Annotated in this window: 17 protein-coding genes and 3 pseudogenes; 7 read left to right on the top strand and 13 right to left on the bottom strand. The window is 67.9% G+C overall.

Annotated elements, in window-relative coordinates:
* Positions 1-88: 88 nt before the first annotated feature.
* A pseudogene (locus tag ABZV34_RS33310) lies at positions 89-832 on the bottom strand (reverse transcriptase N-terminal domain-containing protein); the annotation flags it as partial.
* Between the two features lie 778 nt (positions 833-1,610).
* On the opposite strand from ABZV34_RS33310, the pseudogene ABZV34_RS33305 reads away from it, so the two are divergent.
* Positions 1,611-2,526 (top strand): annotated as a pseudogene (locus tag ABZV34_RS33305) (transposase); the annotation flags it as partial.
* Between the two features lie 4 nt (positions 2,527-2,530).
* On the opposite strand, the gene ABZV34_RS33300 reads toward ABZV34_RS33305, so the two are convergent.
* Positions 2,531-3,727, bottom strand: coding sequence for an IS701 family transposase (locus ABZV34_RS33300; RefSeq protein ID WP_356285062.1), 1,197 nt, complete (start codon positions 3,725-3,727; stop codon positions 2,531-2,533).
* Between the two features lie 243 nt (positions 3,728-3,970).
* On the bottom strand, positions 3,971-4,375 hold the full coding sequence (locus ABZV34_RS33295) for a helix-turn-helix domain-containing protein (protein ID WP_356285059.1): 405 nt from the start codon (positions 4,373-4,375) through the stop codon (positions 3,971-3,973).
* A 144-nt stretch (positions 4,376-4,519) separates the two neighbouring features.
* Here ABZV34_RS33295 and ABZV34_RS33290 point away from each other — a divergent pair, with 144 nt between their 5' ends.
* Positions 4,520-5,392, top strand: a complete 873-nt coding sequence (locus ABZV34_RS33290; protein ID WP_356285056.1) for an SDR family oxidoreductase — start codon at positions 4,520-4,522, stop codon at positions 5,390-5,392.
* A gap of 28 nt (positions 5,393-5,420) precedes the next feature.
* Here ABZV34_RS33290 and ABZV34_RS33285 read toward each other — a convergent pair whose 3' ends face one another.
* Entirely contained in the window at positions 5,421-5,951 is a 531-nt protein-coding gene (locus ABZV34_RS33285) for a transposase (protein WP_356285053.1), read from the bottom strand.
* Between the two features lie 77 nt (positions 5,952-6,028).
* Between ABZV34_RS33285 and ABZV34_RS33280 the strand changes: the two genes are divergently transcribed.
* Positions 6,029-6,832, top strand: coding sequence for an ISL3 family transposase (locus tag ABZV34_RS33280; RefSeq protein WP_356285050.1), 804 nt, complete (start codon positions 6,029-6,031; stop codon positions 6,830-6,832).
* A 29-nt stretch (positions 6,833-6,861) separates the two neighbouring features.
* Here ABZV34_RS33280 and ABZV34_RS33275 read toward each other — a convergent pair whose 3' ends face one another.
* A complete protein-coding gene (locus tag ABZV34_RS33275; protein WP_356285047.1) occupies positions 6,862-7,188 on the bottom strand; it encodes a hypothetical protein in 327 nt (108 codons plus the stop codon).
* Between the two features lie 77 nt (positions 7,189-7,265).
* On the opposite strand from ABZV34_RS33275, the gene ABZV34_RS33270 reads away from it, so the two are divergent.
* Together ABZV34_RS33270 and ABZV34_RS33265 are read left to right on the top strand one after the other, a co-directional pair.
* The gene (locus ABZV34_RS33270) at positions 7,266-8,453 is read left to right on the top strand and encodes an IS630 family transposase (RefSeq protein WP_356285045.1); all 1,188 of its coding nucleotides are present in this window, start codon (positions 7,266-7,268) and stop codon (positions 8,451-8,453) included.
* Positions 8,381-8,860, top strand: a complete 480-nt coding sequence (locus tag ABZV34_RS33265) for a hypothetical protein (RefSeq protein WP_356285042.1) — start codon at positions 8,381-8,383, stop codon at positions 8,858-8,860. The genes ABZV34_RS33270 and ABZV34_RS33265 overlap by 73 nt, the downstream gene beginning before the upstream one ends.
* Here ABZV34_RS33265 and ABZV34_RS33260 read toward each other — a convergent pair.
* Positions 8,823-9,728: an IS5 family transposase gene (locus tag ABZV34_RS33260; RefSeq protein ID WP_356285071.1), complete on the bottom strand. Its 906-nt coding sequence runs from the start codon at positions 9,726-9,728 to the stop codon at positions 8,823-8,825. The genes ABZV34_RS33265 and ABZV34_RS33260 overlap by 38 nt on opposite strands.
* A 181-nt stretch (positions 9,729-9,909) precedes the next feature.
* Here ABZV34_RS33260 and ABZV34_RS33255 point away from each other — a divergent pair, with 181 nt between their 5' ends.
* Positions 9,910-11,007 (top strand): integrase core domain-containing protein, encoded by a 1,098-nt coding sequence (locus ABZV34_RS33255; protein ID WP_356285039.1) that lies wholly within the window; start codon positions 9,910-9,912, stop codon positions 11,005-11,007.
* Between the two features lie 338 nt (positions 11,008-11,345).
* Positions 11,346-11,507 carry a hypothetical protein gene (locus ABZV34_RS33250; RefSeq protein WP_356285037.1) on the top strand — a complete coding sequence of 54 codons (162 nt, stop codon included), beginning with the start codon at positions 11,346-11,348 and terminating at the stop codon, positions 11,505-11,507.
* 422 nt (positions 11,508-11,929) lie between these two features.
* Here ABZV34_RS33250 and ABZV34_RS33245 read toward each other — a convergent pair.
* The 7 genes and pseudogenes from ABZV34_RS33245 to ABZV34_RS33215 all read right to left on the bottom strand — a co-directional run bounded on the left by ABZV34_RS33245 (position 11,930) and on the right by ABZV34_RS33215 (position 18,394).
* Positions 11,930-12,738, bottom strand: a pseudogene (locus ABZV34_RS33245) (PP2C family protein-serine/threonine phosphatase).
* Between the two features lie 365 nt (positions 12,739-13,103).
* Positions 13,104-13,415, bottom strand: a complete 312-nt coding sequence (locus ABZV34_RS33240; protein ID WP_356285034.1) for an SCO5918 family protein — start codon at positions 13,413-13,415, stop codon at positions 13,104-13,106.
* Positions 13,416-13,470: 55 nt separating this feature from the next.
* Positions 13,471-13,875, bottom strand: a complete 405-nt coding sequence (locus ABZV34_RS33235) for a CBS domain-containing protein (protein WP_356285031.1) — start codon at positions 13,873-13,875, stop codon at positions 13,471-13,473.
* Positions 13,876-13,921: 46 nt separating this feature from the next.
* Positions 13,922-15,445 carry a DEAD/DEAH box helicase gene (locus tag ABZV34_RS33230; protein WP_356285028.1) on the bottom strand — a complete coding sequence of 508 codons (1,524 nt, stop codon included), beginning with the start codon at positions 15,443-15,445 and terminating at the stop codon, positions 13,922-13,924.
* Positions 15,446-15,770: 325 nt separating this feature from the next.
* A complete protein-coding gene (locus ABZV34_RS33225) occupies positions 15,771-15,974 on the bottom strand; it encodes a cold-shock protein (RefSeq protein WP_056786685.1) in 204 nt (67 codons plus the stop codon).
* A 323-nt stretch (positions 15,975-16,297) separates the two neighbouring features.
* Positions 16,298-17,059, bottom strand: a complete 762-nt coding sequence (locus ABZV34_RS33220) for a transposase family protein (protein WP_356285068.1) — start codon at positions 17,057-17,059, stop codon at positions 16,298-16,300.
* A 657-nt stretch (positions 17,060-17,716) separates the two neighbouring features.
* The gene (locus ABZV34_RS33215; RefSeq protein WP_356285065.1) at positions 17,717-18,394 is read right to left on the bottom strand and encodes a hemolysin III family protein; all 678 of its coding nucleotides are present in this window, start codon (positions 18,392-18,394) and stop codon (positions 17,717-17,719) included.
* Positions 18,395-18,848 lie beyond the last annotated feature (454 nt).

Genomic DNA, 18,848 nt, shown 5'->3' with positions numbered 1-18,848 from the left:
CCCCGTCCGTGAGCATGCCACCGAGGACCGACATCAAGATCGAGACGCTACGGAGGGTGACTCATGCCCGAGTTACCCATTGCGTTGGGGGCGTGATGACGCCGCCTTGCGGGGTGCCTTCAGGCGTCGAAGTGAACCGCCCGTCCTCCATGACCCCAGCTCTCAGCCATCCCCGAACTTGCCGTCGTCCTGGGAACAGGCCGACGGAGTCCATGAGGTGCTGATGGCTGATGTGGTCGAAGGCTGCCGACAGGTCGGCGTCGAGGACCCACAGTCGCTTGGCGGTCTTCCGCCCAGCGACATTGAAGATCATCTCTATGGCGTCCCAAGCTCCCCGTCCTGGCCTGAAGCCGTAGCTCCTGGCCTCGAACCTGGCTTCCCATTCCGGTTCCAGAGCGTTCTTGAACCTGGCCTGGTCGACCCGGTCCCGGATTACCGGGATACCCAGAGGACGCCTCTTGCCGTTCGCCTTCGGGATGTACACACGACGTACGGGCTTGGGGTTGGACATGGGGTCGGCAAGTACCTGCCGCGCCGTCTTCCCCCGCTTCTCCGGAGTCAGAGCTTTCTGCCCGTCGATTCCCGCCGTCTTCTTTCCGGTGCTGACCTGGCAGACCCGCCTGACACTCGTCAACGTGTTGGCCTTGGACCGCAGCATCAGCTTTTGCAGGTTACGTACCTGCTTCCTGTCACCCTCGCGGGCAGCCCTGAAAATCCTCTGACGCAGCCGCTTTACAGACGTCTCTTCCTGGCTCCAGTCGATGCTGTGCCAGAACTCGGCGTCGCCCTCGGGTCCGTTCATCCAGGTGTCGGCGATGGCCAGTTCGGTCAACGCGGCCTCCCTTCAGTCCAACTTGCGCCTCGGTACAAGTGCTTGCCCGTCGTCTCTTCATGGCCTACCTGGTCCACGTCAGCCGCCTTTCGGCTCCAGCCACAGGGCTGGTGTCCACCGGGTTATGGGTCGCCAGGTGGAGACTCCTGGTCGGCGGCCGCTTCCCCCTGGGCTTTCGCCCTGGTGGCGTTCGCTTCTTGGACCATCCTGTTCCCGCACAGGGGTTCGACCTCTGTTGCCTTCGGCTTACCGGCTGACGAGGCCGGACCCGTACGGGGTTTCCGTGTTTCACATCGTGCAGTTGCGTCCGGGTGGGGTGCTCTCTTTCCGCCGTCCTCCGTGGTGACCTACAGGTCCCTTCCCGATGGGGACCTGCCACGCCGGGCTTCCCAGCCCCAGAGGATTCCACCGCCGATTGCTGACCATTGAGCGGCGTAAGTCTGACGACGAGTCAACGAGAGTTCGTTTTCACTCACCCTTCCGGACTTCCCCTTCGCCTGTAGCCTGCGAATGGCCCGCGAGCCCTTGGGCTTGACCACCTCCGCTTAGCACCCCGGGATTACTCCTGGCGCACCGGAGGCTGGGGACTGACCGTTGGTCACTGGTCAGGTCCGCATGACGCGTCTCCTCTCCTGCGGACTCTGCGTGCGATGTGACTTCACGTCGCACCGGGCGTGCCTTCCCGACCGGCGCTGCGAACGCCGGCCCACTCGGTGACCTTCAATCGATCACTCGGGAAGGTACGCCCTTCGCGTGCCACCCGAGCCCCGATCCACAGGTCTTGAGCATTGCTCCCGATATGCCCATGCACCGGCCGCTGCCCGCCGATTCTGACCAGGCGAAGGCCATCACCGTGCTCACCCGCGCCCAGCAGGACGCGGTCTGGAACCGCCAGCAGATCACCAACCAGACTCGCTCGCTGATGCGCGAGTACTACCCCGCCGCCCTGGCAGCCTTCCAGCACAGACCCGGCAGTCTGACCCGCCGATGCCCGCACGATCCTTGCCCTGGCGCCGACTCCGGCCCGAGCGGCCCGCCTCACTCTGGCCCAGCTGCGGTCCGCGCTCAAGAAGGCTGGCCGCCAGCGTGGCATCGATGCCGAGGCGATACGGCTGCGAGAGGTCTTCCGTGCCGAATACGCCCACCACCCCGCACCCGTCGAGGACGCCTTCGGCATCCAACTCCAGGCTCTCATCAGGCAGTTGGATGCCGCCTGCCAGGCCGCTGATGACCTCGCCGAGGCGGTCGAGGCGTCTTTTCGCGAGCACCCGGACGCTGAGATACTCCTGTCCTTCCCCGGGCTCGGAGTCCAGCTCGCGGCCCGGGTGCTCGCCGAGATCGGCGACGACCGCACCCGCTTCGCCGACGCCCGGGGGCTCAAGGCATACGCTGGCTCCGCACCCATCACCCGGGCCTCCGGGAAGAAGCACTTCGTCGGGCGCCGCTTCGTCAAGAACGACCGGCTCATCAACGCGGGCTTCCTGTGGGCCTTCGCCTCTCTCACAGCATCTCCCGGCGCCAACAGCCACTACCGGCGCCGCCGCGAGCACGGGGACTGGCACGCAGCCGCCCAGCGCAATCTGCTCAACCGCATGCTCGGACAGCTCTTCCACTGCCTTCAAACCCGGCAGCACTTCGACGAGCAGCATGCCTTCACCACCCCAATCTCCTCATCACTGACGGCCGCGGCTTGACTTCTTAAGCCCCTGAGATGTCTCTCTGGCCCGTCGTTGGGGCAGGGATCCGGCGCGGTGGCATCCAGGGGTCCGGTGGGGCGAACCACTGGTCCCAGCAGAAGGAGAAGGCGCAGTTGACCAGGGTCTGGTGGCGGCGGATGGCGCGGTCGGAGCGGACTTGGAAGTCGGCCCAGCCGAGTTCGTCCTTGATCTGTTTGTAGCTCTGTTCGATCCACGGCCGCAGGCCGTAGAGGCGGACGATCTCGGCGAGGTCGGCCGGCGGGTGCGGGCTGGTGGTGGCATGGGGTGCGTCGGGATGGGGCAGGTTGGTGGCCAGGTACCAGGTGGCCTTCTCCGGCAGGCCGGTCGGGTCGGTGGTGGCTACGATCAGGCGGCAGGGTGAGTCGGGGCCGTAGCCGCCCAGGCGGGCATCGGCGGCCCACCAGGTTTCGGTGTGCCCGTCGTGGAAGTGACGCTCCACTGGTGTCCAGTCGCCGGGACGCTTGGCATCGCGCCAGGTCAGGGCGTGGGCCGCTTCGATGGGGGTGTGCGGCTGGTCTGTCGGAGCCCAGGTGCCGCGGTGCGGCTTGAGGGCGACCACGTAGGCCAGGCCGGCCTCGCGCAGTGCGAGGTACCAGTCGTCACTGACGGAGTAGGCGCAGTCGGCGACCACCGCCCGGCAGCCGAAGCCCGCCGCCTTCGCGCGGGCTGCGAGGGCAGCAGCCAGCTGCGGTTTCGTACGGAAGGCCAGATCGGACCGGCCGCGGGCGAAGTGATGCGCGGGGGTGTAGGGAGTCGCGTGCAGCGGGTAGTACACGCGGCCGTCGGTCCACACCGTGGTCACCGTGACGATGCCGTTGTCGGTCTTGCCCAGCCGGCCCAGCCACTGCCTGCCCACGTGCGCAGTGGCCGTGCCGTCCTTGCGGTCCCCGGAATCGTCGATCACGATGACCCCGCCGTCGTGCGGCGCCGTCGCCGACTCTTCGCGCAGCAGCTCAAGCCGCCGGTCGTTGACCAGCTCGGCCTCCCAGGGCGACTCGGACAGGAAGAACTGCAGCCGCTGCACCCCCGCACCTACCACCGGTTCCGCCCCTGCCAGGCAGGTGATCGTCTTGTTCCGCTCCCGCGGCGCCAGGAGCCCGGTCAGGTACTCGCGAAACCCTCGCCGCTGGGCCAGGCTGAAGAAGAGGTCGTCGAACCGGGCCGCGTACTCCTCCAACGGACCCGGCGCAGGCGGACACGGACGGCGAGCGGTCATCTTCAGCCCCCAGCAAGGCAGTTGACTCCTACCACCGGCCTACGACCAACCCGACCTGCCGTCAACCCACGCCACCACCGGATTCAACGAACTACCGCTACTGAGGTTGAACTCGTGGTGTCGCCGGGTTGCTCAGGTGAGTCTTATTGTCGGGCCGGCTTCGGCGAGGCAGCCGTCTATGACCAGACCGCCGGCCGCTGCCGATTACCGGGTGCGCTCAGTGCGGTCGTCGTACTCTTCGCGGGCGGTGATGACTTCTTCGATGTGCAGCACGGACCATTCCGAGAGCGCCTTCAGCGGTTCCCGCAGCGTCTGGCCGAGCGCAGTCAGCTCATACTCCACGTGTGGCGGCACCTCTGGGTAGACGGTCCGGCTGACCAGCCCGTCGCGTTCGAGGGTGCGCAGCGTCTGGGTGAGCATCTTCTCGCTCACGCCCGCCAGCGCCTGCCGGAGCTGGCCGAACCGGGAGGTCCCCTTCCGGCCGAGTTCGCCCAACACGAGGACCGCCCACTTGCTGCCGATCTGGTCGAGCAGGTCCCGCGACGGGCAGCCGCGCTCGTACGGATCGAATGACGGTATGGGCCCGGTCACGTTCTCGAGAGCCGTCATACGTCTCACCTCAATGCTATCGGCGTGGTAAGTACCCTACCAATAAGTGGCTACTCCCCAGCAGAGAGTGTCCAGGTCATTCTGTGTTCCATCCCGTCGCGGACGGACCGCGGCAGGCGTGCGAGGCACGCGAGGAAGGAAGGAATGACCATCATGCCGATCGTCGTCACTGGAGCCACCGGCCAACTGGGCAGACTCACCATCGAGGCACTGCTGCGGCGCGGGATCCTGGCCGCGGACATCATCGCGACCGGCCGGGACATCGCCAGGATCAAGGACCTGGCCGACCGAGGCATCACGGTACGCCGCGCCGACTTCGCGGACACCGACGGCCTGGCCGAGGCATTCGCGGGTGCGGACAGGCTGCTGCTGATCTCGGCCTCGCTCCCCGTGGGCGAGCGGGTCGCCAACCACCGCCGCGTGATCGACGCCGCAGCGTCCGCAGGCGTGTCGCTGGTGGCGTACACGAGCTGGACGCACGCGGACACGGCCACCACCGTCCTCGGCGCCACGCACAGCGAGACCGAGGAGTATCTGCGGGACCGCGGAATCCCCAGCGTGCTGCTGCGCAACGGCTGGTACCTGGAGAACTACACCAGCCAACTGCCGCAGATCCTGCGGAACGGCGCCGTCGTCGGCGCCGCAGGCCAGGGGCGGATCAGCGCCGCGTCCCGCGCCGACTACGCCGAGGCCGCAGCGGTCGTCCTCACCGCCGAAGGCCACACCGGCGCCGTGTACGAGCTCGGCGGCGACGAATCCTTCACCCTGACTGAGCTCGCCGCCGCGATCTCCGCTGCGGCCGGAAAGCAGGTGACCTACTCTGACCTCCCGGTGACCGACTTCGCCCAGGTACTGGCCGCTGCGGGCCTACCTGCCGAGCTGGCGGAGGTCCTCGCTGACGCTGACCGCGGCATGAACCGCGGCGAGATGTACACCGACTCAGGCGACTTGCGCCGCCTGATCGGCCGCCCGCCCGTGACCCTGGCCGAGGCACTCGCGGTCGCCCTGCGTTACTGAGGTTGAACTCGTGATGTGGCCGAGTTACTCAGGTGGGTCTGATTGTCAGGCCGGTCTCAGCGAGGCAGCCGTCTATGAGTTCGCTGCGGTACTGGATGTGCCGTAGGCCGCGCCGGATGCGCTGGACGAGGTGTTCGGGAGTGCTGAAGGCGACGTTGGAGAGCCAGCCGCGTCGCAGGAGGGACCAGATTCCCTCGACGGGGTTGAGGTCGGGTGCGTAGGGCGGCAGATAATAGATGGTCAGCCAGTCCCGGGCCTCGGCGAACTTTTGCAGGTCGGCGGCCTTGTGGACGTTGAGGTTGTCCCAGACGAGCACGATCGGGCCGCCGAGCTGCTGGTGTGCTGCAATCAACAGGTCCCGGTAGTCGCGCCAGGAGAAGCTCTTGCGCCTATCGCGACGGCCGTCGTCATGGCGGGGCCGGTAGATGAGCCTGGAGCGGTGACCGGGTCTGTAGCAGGTCAGCGCGGCGATGGAAATCCGTCTGCGGGAGCGGCCGCGGACCCGCACCACCGGGGTCCGGCCGCGCTGTGACCAGGTCATCGCGTGCGGCGGCGTCATGGAGAGGCTCTGTCAAGATTTCCGTGACGGGGTGACGGAGTGTCATTCCGGTGGCATGGTCTGCCATGTGTGCTGACTTGCTGGGCATCGTGTTCCCGCACCTGGAGACGGTGCGGGTGGAACGCGTGTGGGTAGAGGACGGTGTGGTGCGGGTCAAGGCCCGCACCCTGGACGGTGCGCTTCCATGTCCGTCGTGTGGGGTCAGTTCGTACCGGGTCCACAGTCGGTATCGGCGCCATCTGGCAGATGCTGCCGTGGGTGGGCATCCAGTGGTCGTCGACCTGTTGGTGCGGCGGTTGTTCTGCGATGTCGCTGATTGTGCGCGTCGGACCTTTGCCGAACAGGTGGAGGGCCTGACCATCCGCTATGGACGTCGCACTGTGGTGCTGGTGGCCCTGGTGCGGGCGATCGCCCTGGCACTCGCCGGCCGGGCAGGTGCCCGGCTTGCCGCCGTACTCCACATCGTCGTCAGCAGAGTGACGTTGTTGAACGTGCTGATGGCGCTGCCCGACCCGACCCCTCCTGCGCCGCGGGTGCTCGGGATGGATGACTTCGCCACCCGGCGTGGTCGCCGATACGGGACGGTGCTGGTCGATGTCGAGTCCCATGCCGTCCTCGACCTGCTGCCCGGCAGGGAGAAGGCTCCTGTCGCTGCCTGGCTGGCGGGGCACCCGGGGATCGAGGTGATCTGCCGCTACCGGGCAGGCGCCTATGCCGAGGCGGCCCGCTCAGGCGCTCCGGACGCGTTGCAGGTCGCCGACCGCTGGCATTTATGGGACAACCTGGCCACCGCTGTCGAACGCACAGTGATCACCCACCGTCCCTGTCTGCAAACACCTGACGTGCTTAGTGGTCTGCGTCGTAAGTCCTTCGGGGGTTGACGTCGGGCTTGGCGTGCGCTTGCCCGTGGTCAGGTGTCGAGACCGGTGAGGTGGAGGTGGCAGGCGGTATCGAGGGCGTCCTCGGGGGTGCCGCTGTGGCTGCCGGTGGGCAGGAGGGCGTCCTGGTAGCGGTCGCCGGCGGGGTCGTGGAGGGCGAAGCCCCATCGGATCGTGGTGCCGGTGTAGCGCAGGCGCATCAGCCTGAGGCGCTCGCCGTCGGCCAGTTCGCCTTCCACGTAGGCGTACTGGCCCCGGTGGCGGACATGCAGGCCGGCCAGCTGGGGCCAGGCCGCTTCGGCGCGCATGTTCAGGTACAACTCGAGCTGGAGGCGGGTGTGTTCCGAGGGTGTGGGCACAGCAGACATCCTGCCGCAGGGCCAAGTGCGGAGTGCGGCAGGATGCGCCCTGTCGTGATCCACTTCTCGTGATCGGCGTGCCCGCCTTGCCCGTTGCCTCCGCCTGCCCGATAGCCCTGACCGCCTCGGAACGCGAGCGGCTCAAGAAGATGGCCTACGGTCACAAGACCGAGCACCGGCTCCGTCAGCGTGCCCAGGTCGTTCTGCACGCGGCCCGCAATCGCTCCAACGCCCGCATCGCCCGGGAGACCGGGCTGCATCTGGACACCGTCCGCACCTGGCGCGGCCGTTTCGCCGCCCACAGACTGACAGCCCTGGGTGATCGCAAGCGTTCTGGGCGCCCGGCCGCCTTCACACCGTTACAGAGTGCCCAGGTCAGGGCCCTGGCCTGTCAACTGCCAGCGGAGAGTGGCACCCCGCTCTCGCGCTGGTCGGCCCCGGAACTGGCCCGTGAGGTCGTCGCCCGCGCCATCGCCGGCGCGATCTCCGCCTCCACCGTGCGGCGCTGGCTCAAGCAGGACGCGCTCAAGCCCTGGCAGTACCAGTCCTGGATCTTCATCGCCGGCCCCGCCTTCCGCTCGAAGGCCGAGCGCGTCCTCGATCTGTACGCCCGCACCTGGGACGGCGAATGGCTCAGCGCCGACGAGTACGTGATCAGCGCGGACGAGAAGACCTCCATCCAGGCGCGCTGCCGCTGCCACCCCACCCTGGCCCCCGGCCAGGCCAGGGCGATGCGGGTGAACCACACCTACGGACGCGGCGGTGCGCTGGCCTACCTGGCCGCCTACGACGTCCACCGCGCGAAGGTGTTCGGCCGCTGCGAAGCGAGAACCGGGATCACCCCGTTCATGGCCCTGGTCGACCAGGTCATGACCCAGGAGCCCTACGCCAGCGCGAAACGCGTGTTCTGGGTCGTGGACAACGGCTCCTCCCACCGCGGCAAGAAGGCCGCCGACCGGCTGAGAGCCGCCTACCCGAACGCCGTCCTCGTCCACACTCCGGTCCACGCCTCCTGGTTAGAGGCTGTTGTCTTTCCGTACTTGATCGCTGACTTTCTGCTGGTCAGGCATGGTGTGGCGGGTTCTGTGGCAGACAGGACACGTCGTGTCGTCTTGGTCGCGGAGGTTCGGGGATGCCGTCGGTGGTCGGTTTGCTGGAGGAGCGGGAACGGGGTGCCCGGCAGCGGGTTGAGGTGTTGCGTGAGGAGGCGGACCGGATCCTTGCCGAGCTGCGCGACGCGGAGCTGTTCTGGGAACGGTTCGTGACTGCGCGGGAGGTTCTCATCGAGGTTCTCGCTGGTCCGGGCGGTGGTGCTGACGTCGAGAAGACGGCGGTGCCGGTTGTGGAGAACACTGCGCCGACGCCGACGCCGACGCCGACGCCGACGCCGAAGGGCGGGAGGGTGCCGGGGTCGGTGGTGCCGGTCAGGGGTGAAGGCGTCGAGGTATCGGCGCTGTCGCCGGACTATCAGCGGATCGTCTCGGTCCTGGCCGCCTCTGCGGCGGCGTTGGCCTGCGGAGAGATCACTTCGGCGCTCGGCCTGGAGCGTGTGCCGGCGAAGGTCGAGGGGGTGCGGTCAAAGGCGGTTCGGATGGCGGAGCGGGGCTGGTTGGTCAAGGACCCGTCGGGGCGGTTCACGCTCGTGCCCGGGCTGCGAGGCGGCGGGTCATGAGCATGGTCATCGACCACAGGATCATCGCCTCGCTGGAGTCGGGCCGCCGCTCGTAGTCGCGGGCCAGCCGGCGCGAGCGCATCAGCCAGCCGAATGTCCGCTCCACCACCCATCGGCGCGGCAGCACCACGAAGCCGGAGGTGTCGTCGCTCCGTTTGATCACGGTGACGACCAGGTGCAGGACGGCCAGGGCCCAGGTGATCAGGGTTCCCGTATAGCCGCCGTCGGCCCATAGTTTGGTGATCGTGGGGAACCGCTCACGCAGGGCGGGCAGCATGTCGGTGGCCGCCTGTCGGTCGGTGACGTCGCCCGCGGTCACGTTGATCATCAGCAGCAGGCCGACCGTGTCGCAGATCAGATGCCGGCGCCTGCCGTTGATCTTCTTGCCTCTGTCGTAGCCCCGGCTGCCGGCGCCGACCACCGCGTCGGCCTTCACGGACTGCGAGTCGATGACCGCGGCCGTCGGCTCTGCTTCCCGCCCGGTCTGCTCGCGGACCTTCCCGCGCAGCCGGTCGTGGAGCTCGGCGATCAGTCCGGCCTCGCGCCATCGTCGGAAGAAGGCGTAGACCCGGTCCCAGACGGGGAAGTCCACCGGCATCGCCCGCCACTTGATCCCGTTGTCGAGGACGTAGAAGACGGCATCGAGCATCTGGCGGTGGCAGTAGCCCTCCGGGCGTCCGCCCCGGCCCTCCAGCCACCCCGGCACCGGCAGCAGCGGACAGATCTCCCGCCACTCGATGTCCGTCAGATCCGTGCTGTACGCCGGCGCCCGGCCAGGCTGATCGGCTGCGTTCCCGAACCGGTGAGCGAGACAATCGCACGACACGACCGACGAGTTGAGATCCTCGCCCTCGACCACGTACAACATAGACAACAGGGCCTCCTGGCGTGCTCGGTGTCTCAGCAACTCCGAACTGCACCAGAGGCCCTGTCCTCATGCACGGACACTGCGTCTGCCGACAATGTCATCCGCGCAGGTCACGGGACGCGTCGAGCCGGACCTGCCCCGCAGAGCGGGCCCGCTCCGGGCCAGGGCATGATCGTCACTTGTGCTACTTCGTCTGGCCTATCTGACTGTCACCAACGCTTTCGCTGCCCTGCGGTTGCTGTCGATGAGCGACCGCGACAAGGAGGTGGAGATCCTCGCGCTGCGCCATCAGATCACCGTCCTCGAGCGGCACCTCGGCACTGGCAAAGTCAAGTTCGCTCCGGAGGACCGGGCCTTCCTCGCCGCGCTCCTGGCACCGCTGCCACGCGAAGTTCTGCGCCGCCTGCGGCTGCTGGTCCGCCCGGACACCGTGCTGCGATGGCACCGCGACCTGATGAAGCAGCGCCACGCCCGCACCTGCAGACCGCAGAGGCCGGGTCGCCCGCCCACCGTCCGCTCGATCCGCATCCTGATCCTGCGCCTGGTTCGGGAGAACCCGTCGTGGGGCTACCGCAGGCTGCACGGCGAACTCGCCACCCTCGGCATCAAGATCGCCGCCTCCACCATCTGGGAGATCCTGAAGGCCGAGGGCATCGATCCCGCGCCCGATCGCAGCGCCACCACCTGGGCCGACTTCCTGCGCTCCCAGGCCGACACGCTCCTGGCGTGCGACTTCATCGAGACCGTCACCCTGACCGGCCAGCGCCAGTACATCCTCGCCGTCATCGAGCACGCCACCCGCCGCGTCCGGATCCTCGGCACTACGGTGCACCCCAGCGCGCGCTGGGTCAGCCAAGCCGTCCGAAACCTGGTCATGGACCTTGAGGATGTCGGAGCCAGCGTCACGTACCTGATCCGCGACCGGGACGCGAAGTTCCCAGCCCTCTTCGACCAGATCCTCGCCGACGCCGGCATCAAGGTCGTGCTCGCCGGCATCCGGACGCCGCGAATGAACTCGATCATGGAGCGCTGGGTGCAGACCTGCCGCTACGAACTCCTGGACCGCACCCTGATCTGGAACGAGCGTCACTTGCGCCACGCCCTGCGCGAATTCGAACAGCATCACAACGCACACCGGCCCCACCAAGCGATGAACCAGGCGGCACCACTGCGCGCGGTCCCCGAACCGATCACCGATCCCGGACGAATCACCCGCCTCGACATACGCCGACACGACCGGCTCGGCGGAGTGATCCACGAGTACCGGCATGCCGCCTGAACTGCTCGGATGAGATATTCGGCAGGCGCAGTCCCAGCTGATGCCGCGTGTGGCGGTGGAGATCATGTCGTGCAGGTCGCTCGTGGTCTGCGTCCCGGTCAGCTGTATCCGCGACGCGTGGATGATGTCCGGTGCCTGGATGAAGGACAGGACGCCCGCCGGCAGGATGAACGGCTTGAGGCCGACGACGGGGTAGCGGTGCGTATTGCGCAGCCAGTCCAGCGCGTTCCACATGTAAGCGCCCTGGCCGTACGGCCAGGCAGCCGCGCCCGTCACTTCGAAGTCATGGATCTTGTCCTGCCTGCTGCGAGGAGTTCGAGGTCAGCCAGCCGGACGGCATGCCGGGCACCTACCACTTCATCTGGCTGACCGGACCCGACCCGCACTACGGGTTCGGGTTCAGCACCCGCCCTCCGGCACAGTCCAGCACGGAACAACTCAAGGAGGCCATCCGGGAGTTCCTCTCGCAGGTGGACCCCGACACCGGACACATCGAATGATCACCAGGACGGGACCGCACCGCTCAACGAGGTGATCCGGCCCCAGGCCCCGCACATGGCGGCCCGGCCGATCTCACCAACACGTGCGGGGCGTGCACATAAACCGCCCCCGGCCACCAGCTGGGAACATCGGCCCCAATCACGAATTGGTGGCACCCCCAAGTGATCAACGCACCACCCACGCATGATCATGGGGTCGGGGAGACACAGGGCGTGGCTACGGACTTTCGCCAGTTCAGCAGGACGAGCTTTGGGAGACGCTGGCGCGGAGCCAGTCGTTCAGCTGATCGGGCGGGCGCTTGGCGCGCCGATGCACCACGTCCGCCAGTTCCTGTACCAGAGTGGCGGCACCCGCCTCACCCCGCAGCAGCGATCAGAGCGTCATCTGACCGGCAGCGAGCGCGAAGCGTGCGAGCCCCAAATCATCGCCCTGTAGCCGGTCGTCCCGGTGGTGAGGCGTCGGTGAGGTTAGCGCCGGTGGCGGCGTCCCGCTGGGAGTGGCCCGGTCCGTGCCAGTCCAGACACATGATGGTCGCGTCGTCCTCCAGGTGACCGTGGCCGGCGTCGGCGATCGCCCCGATGAGGGTGCGAGCGGCCTCTCGGGGGTGCAGCGCACGGGTGCTGACGATCAGGTCCGACAGGTCCAGGCTCCGGGCGTTGCGTTCCAGCATGCCGTCCGTCAGCATCACCAGCCGGTCGCCGGGTCGCAGGTCCAGCGACTGCACGCGATAGGGGTGCGGGGGCTGGAAGCCGAACGGCAGATCGACCTTCGGGACGATCTGCTGCACTTTCCCGTCCCGCATCCGCAGCGGCCAGGGGTGCCCGGCGTTGATGAACTCGCTCTTGCCGTCGAGCAGACTGATCCGCAGCAGCTGACCGGTGACGTAGCCTCCGTGGCCGTGCTCGCGCATGGCCTGGTCGGCCTGACGGGCTTGCTCCTCGATGCCGGCGCCCGCCCTCCGTGCCCGGCGCAGGGCGCCCACCACCAGGGTGGCCAGCAGTGCGGCGGCGACGTCGTGGCCCATGGCATCGGTGACGGACAGCTGGACGGCGTCCCGGTCTCGACACTGCCCGCATCGCCCAGCCGTACGACCGAGCTGCCGTTGAAGTCGGTGATCAGGAACGACACCGACGCCGCCCCCAGGCGCTCCTTGAGCATGCGCGCGACCACGTCGAGCGACTCCAAGGGCGCCGCAGCCTCCGCCGCCTCCAACGTCCCCGCCAGCGTCAATGCCCTGCCCCTGAGGCTGTCGCCCGCAGTACGAGAGGCGCGCCCGCCGTCCCCGCCCCACTCCCATGCGGTCACGACGTCTCCTCACTCCTCGACTCAATGCCGCTCAGGACTCGCGTCCCGGACACGCGGGTGCCCAGTCCAGCACCGAACGGGCCATATGGCACCACGTGTCCCAGCATGAGCCCGGGTACCCAGCTACCCGGTCGTTACCGCTCTCGCACCGTGGGCGGTCAGGTCCAGCCTCCGGTGCCCTGCGCTGCCGCATGTGCCTCATGTGGCAGCCAGAAGGATGGCACTGAAGTGCACGGTGCCGGTCGCGAAGCTCACTGCTGCTGCGGCGGCGGCTCGCGCCTGCCCGTCGGTCAGACTGCCGCGGGAGCCCCGAGCATCGCGGAAGCCTCCTGGAACGCGCTGAGTGTGCGCGTGGGTGCGGCGGTCTGGGAGAGGTCGCGGCAGGTGAAGCCGAGCTGGGTCATGGCCCGCAGGACTTCTCCGGCACTGAAGTCGCGGCGGTCCTGGCGGGTGATGACCTGGCCGACCTGCTTGACGGGGTAGGTGCGACGGCCGACGATCACGGACGCCCCGAAGACTTCCTCGGGCTTGACGCCCTTCATCGATTGCAGGACGCCGCTCTTGGTGAGGTCGAACGGGAAGCGGGCGATGACACAGCGCATGAAGCCTCACAGGGAGAAGAACGAGAGGGGGACGGTTCTGCCGCGGTGAGGCGGTTCACCGGGCAAGGGCGAGGACGCCCAAGGCGCTGCCGTGTTCGTCGACCACCGCCAGGGCATCGATTCTGCTGCGGCGCATCGCGTGCTCGGCTTCGGCCATGGTGGTCACGGGCGAGGTGAACGGCCCGCGGTCGCCGAGGACATCGCGCAGCTGGACCCGGTCCGGGTACGCGGAGCTGTCACGGGCGGCGGTGAGCTGGGCCTGGGTGAGCAGTCCGGTGCACAGGCCGCTGTCGTCGCAGACGAGCAGGTGCCCGGTGCGGGCACTGGTCATGACGGACAGCGCCACCTCTACGGTCATGTCGTCACACACCTGCGGTCCGGCGGCGTCCATGGCGTCGGCGACCGTCCTGTGCACGGGGGTGGCACGCGTGGGGCCGGGCTGCATCTGAACCAGCGTCAAAAGGTGCCTCCTGCATGAGTGGGTCAACATCCGGATCACGAAGTCTTCAGGCCGCCGCGTCGAAGGAGGTCTGGCGCCCGCTCACGCGCCGGGCAGCCGAAGCGGGGCTGCGCCGGCCCCGTGAGGAGGCACTGCGCTGACGCCGCTCTGTCACCGGGGCGGTGATCGTCACAGGGATACCGGAGGGGGTCTGGGCGCCGGTGATCCGGCTGAGTTCCTCCTCGCCGGAGCGGACCTGGGTGGTCTGGGGCACGATGCCGGCGGCGTTCATGAGGCGGGTCATGTCGCGGCGCTGGTTGGGGGTGACCAGGGTGACGACGCTGCCGGACTCCCCGGCCCGCGCGGTACGGCCGCCGCGGTGGAGGTAGTCCTTGTGGTCGGTCGGCGGGTCGACGTTGACGACGAGGTCGAGGTTGTCGACGTGGATGCCGCGTGCCGCGACGTTCGTCGCCACGAGCACGGTGACGTGCCCGGTCTTGAACTGGGTCAGGGTCCGGGTGCGCTGCGGCTGCGACTTCCCGCCGTGCAGGGCGGCGGCGCGGACACCGCTGTTCAGCAGATCCTGCGTCAGCCGGTCGACGGCGTGTTTGGTGTCCAGGAACATGATCACCCGGCCCTCGCGCGCCGCGATCTGCGTCGTCGTGCGGTGCTTGTCGGCGCCGTGGACGTGCAGCACGTGATGCTCCATCGTGGTGACCGCGCCCGCGGACGGGTCGACGGAGTGGACGACCGGGTCGGTGAGGTAGCTGCGGACCAGGCGGTCGACGTTGCGGTCGAGGGTGGCGGAGAACAGCATCCGCTGGCCCTCGGGGCGGACCTGGTCCAGGAGCGCGGTGACCTGGGGCATGAAGCCCATGTCGGCCATCTGGTCGGCCTCGTCCAGGACGGTGATCGCGACCTGGTTCAGCCGGCACTCCCCGCGGTCGATGAGGTCCTTGAGACGGCCCGGCGTCGCGACGACGACCTCCGCACCGCCCCGCAGAGCGTTGGCCTGCCTGCCGATCGACATGCCGCCGACGACGGTGGCCAGGCGCAGCCTCACCGAGCGGGCGTAGGGGGTGAGTGCGTCGGTCACCTGCTGGGCCAGCTCACGCGTCGGCACGAGGACCAGGGCCAGCGGCTGGCGGGGCTCGGCGCGCTGTCCGGCGGTGCGGGCCAGCAGGGCCAGGCCGAAGGCGAGAGTCTTGCCCGAGCCGGTGCGGCCACGCCCCAGAACATCGCGGCCCGCGAGGGTGTTGGGCAGGGTCGCGCCCTGGATCGGGAACGGGACGCTCACGCCCTGCGCCGTCAGCGCTGCCAGCAGCGGCCTTGGCATGTCGAGATCGGCGAACGCCTCGACCGCGGGCAGCGCGGGAGTGATCGTCTTCGGCAGAGCGAACTCGCCCTGGACCACGGCGGGCCGCCGGCCCTGCCCGCCCGAACGGCTCGGACCCCCTGAACGGCTCGGGGCGGACGAGCCGAAGCGGGCGCCCCGCTTCGACCCGGCACCGGAGTCGAAAGCGGGGGCCTCGGTCCGGCGGGAGCGTGAGAAGCGGCTGGAGGATCGGCTGTTCGTACGTGTGGGGTTCATCGAGAACCTTCCTTGATACGCGGCACGTACCAAGGAATTCCCGCAGCAAAAGAGCGGCGCAGGGAATCACAAGAACGGGCCGAATGGAATGCGAAAAGGAATTTTGCTTGCAGCAGATCCAGCGAGGGGCGCAAGAAGCGAAATAGGTGACGTCATACGGGTGTAGAACCCGGACATCGGCTGGTTGCGGCGCCGCGCAGATCCCTGAAGAAAGGAACACGGGCCCGGGATGCGGGCAGTGTTCAGGTGACACCACTGTGGGAATGCCGTGGTTGGGGCCCGCACCCGAGGGATGCGGGCCCCAACCACGAAGTGCGCGTCGGCGTCAGGCGGGAACGATGTTCTCGGCCGTCGGGCCCTTCTGGCTCGGCGCGATGTCGAAGGTGACCTTCTGGCCTTCGAGCAGCTCGCGGAAGCCCTGGGCGGCAATGTTCGAGAAGTGGGCGAACACGTCGGCACCCCCGCCGTCCTGCTCGATGAATCCGAAACCCTTGGCCGCGTTGAACCACTTCACGGTGCCTGACGCCACGGTATATCTCCTTAGGGCGGTACGCCGGGACCCGCGACACGCGGATACCGGGTCGCTGAGATGATGCCCCGCCCCGGAAAACGACCGGAATTACGAAAAAGCTTCCAACGACCAGAAAATATTGGCGAAGGTGCTTGAAGTTTGGGAACCACAACTGCAACTGGGATCGACAGTAGCATGGGGTAGCGGCACGCGTACGGTAAATAACTCCACTCTATTAGATGCGGCAAAAACACTCTCCGCATGACACGTCAAACCCTCACCTCACCGTCATAGATATTGAGGTCTTCTCGGTAACTTCTCGTGACGGTTCGTGAGTTTCGTCAGGTGGTGCGTCCGTGTTCGATCTGGAGCAGAACGAGGGCGGCTCGGGCGATCCGGGTGATGGCGGCGGGGTCGAGGCTGACCCGGCGCAGGGCTTTGAAGGTGACCTTGAGCAGGGCGTTGGCGCGCTCGGCGACGCCGTGGATGCCCCGGATGACCTTGTTGAACGCCTGCTGGTGCTCGGTGAGTTCGCCGCCCTGGGGCTTCTTGACCGGGTGGCGGAAGCCGGGGCCGATGTTCTCGTAGCCGAGGTCGGTCAGGGTGGGGATGCCCAGGGTGGCGGCGAGCCGGTCGAGTGCGTCGACCAGACCGTGGGTGCGGGCGCAGGTGGTGTCGTGCTCGCGGCCCGGGCGAACCGGTGAGACCCGCACAGGCCAGCCGTCCGGCGCGGCGATGACCTGCACGTTCCCGCCGTGGTGCTTGTGCTTCCCGGACCACCACAGGTCGGCTTTGTTGGGGCCGGCCGCAGCCACTCGGTCGGTGCGGATCACAGTGCCGTCCAGGTTGAGGTGGGTGTATCCGGCCGCTGCGGCCCGCTCCAGCGCGGTCGACAGGTCCGGCGCGTGGTCGGCGAGCACGGTCAGTCCCTCGTGCAGGTAGCGGTAGGCCGTGGGCAGCGAGATGCCGTTGTCACGGGCGAGTTGGACCAGACGCGTGCCGTCGACGAACCAGCGCAGCATCAGCACGGCCTGCTTGAAGACGCCCAGCGCCCGTGTGCCCCTGCGGGTTCCCAGCCGGTCGCGATGGCCGCGCAGCAGCATTGCGAGGTGCTCGGCGGTCTCCCTGCGGACATCGAGGACAGCGGTGTAGGTGATACTGGACGGCACGTGAAGCCTCTGGTTGTACGGAACGTGATCTTGGCAGACCCGTTCTTACCAGGGGCTTCACACGCGTCTGACGCAGGGTCACCATCCCGCGCACGCACCGGCGATCACACGCCGCAACCGTCACGTTGCTGAGAAGACCTCATTGCCCCGTCCTAAGTGCAGCGTCTCAGGAAGAGCGGACCTGTTCCCGGCTCAAAGGAACAACTATTCCGGTGATCGGCATCGGCCCCATCGGCCCGTCTCGACACCATCGGGGCCGCCCAGGATCCGCCACCGTCGACAACGGGCCGGCGTCCCGCTGTCGGGGTGAACCCGCACAGGCGGTCCTGAGGCAGCCGGATGCTGCTGGCGCGGACGGGAAGGCCGGACGGAGTTGATGTTCTCGGCCTGGGGACTTTCCGCCCCGGGCGGCGTCGAACGTCACCGCCCGGCCTTCCTGAACTCACGCCGGCCCGGGGAGCCGATCGCGAGGCAGCGCCCGAAGACAACCGGGCCGCCGCACAGTTGACTCCCACTCCACGTGATGGACAGGGAGATCGCCCTGGTCGTGCGACGTGTGTGACGAGCGGCGTGAGCCGTACGGGGTCGCGGTCAGTAGGCGGCCAGGGAGATGGCGATGTAGTGCGCGGTGAAGGCTGCCACGGTCAGCGCGTGGAAGACCTCGTGGAAGCCGAACCAGAGGGGTGAGGGGTCAGGGCGCTTCAGGGCGTAGACGACCGCGCCCGCGCTGTAGAGGAGACCGCCGGCCACGATCAGGGTGAGTACGGCCGCTCCGCCGGTGTGCAGGAAGTCGGGCAGGTAGCGCACCGGTGCCCATCCCAGGGCCAGGTAGCAGGGGGTGTACAGCCAGCGCGGGGCCCCGACCCACAAAACCCGGAACGCGATGCCGGCCAACGCGCCCGCCCACACGATCCACAACAGCACTGATCTCTGGTCCGGCGGGAGGAGGAGCACGGCCAGGGGGGTGCAGGTGCCGGCGATGATCAGGAAGATGTTGGCGTGGTCCAGCCGTCGCAGAAGAGCCTCGCCGAGCGGACCCCAGGTACCGCGGTGGTAAACAGCGCTCGTTGCGAACAGCATCCAGGCGGTGACCGAATACACCGTGCAGGCCCAGGCTGCCTGCGGGGTGTGAGCCAGGAAGATGAGCACGACGCCGACGATCAACGAAGTGGGGACCATTGCGGCGTGGAGCCAGCCACGCAACCTTGGCTTGATTGATTCGGCCAGGTCGGCCGCGTGCTCCACCAGGGCGGCAACCGGGTGGCCGATATCTGCTGCGCCGTCACCTTGCAGTCGGCGGGGCAGCCCGACTTCGCGGTGTTCTCCACACTCTGAGGCGACATGGGCACGCTCGACCTCAGTCGCTGTTGTCGTTCCGATCTTGAGGGGTGTTGGTCGAACGGCAGTCTGGATCGGGTGAGCTAGCCTGGCCGGCGTGGACCACACTTCAGACCTGCTGACCTGCCCGGACTGCGGGCAGGCATTGAAGAGCCTGGGTCTTGTCCTGTCTCTTCGCGACGAGGACAAGCGGCGAGTGTGCCGCCATGCCTGGAAGTGCCCGGAGGGCCACATCTGGTGGCACTGGTCCGATCGGCCGGCCGAGCCCCTGGATGTTTGTCCCTACCCTCAGAAGTTGTTGTCTTTCCGGACGTGATCGCCGCGTTTCCGCTGGTCGGGCGTGAGGTCGGTGATTCGGTGGGAGTAGTGGCCTGTCGTGCTGTCG

This window comes from Streptomyces sp. NPDC005195, from assembly GCF_040608315.1.
Lineage (GTDB): Bacteria > Actinomycetota > Actinomycetes > Streptomycetales > Streptomycetaceae > Streptomyces > Streptomyces kaempferi.
Note: the sequence above shows the minus strand (reverse complement) of the source record. Positions and strands in the feature narration are given on the sequence as shown.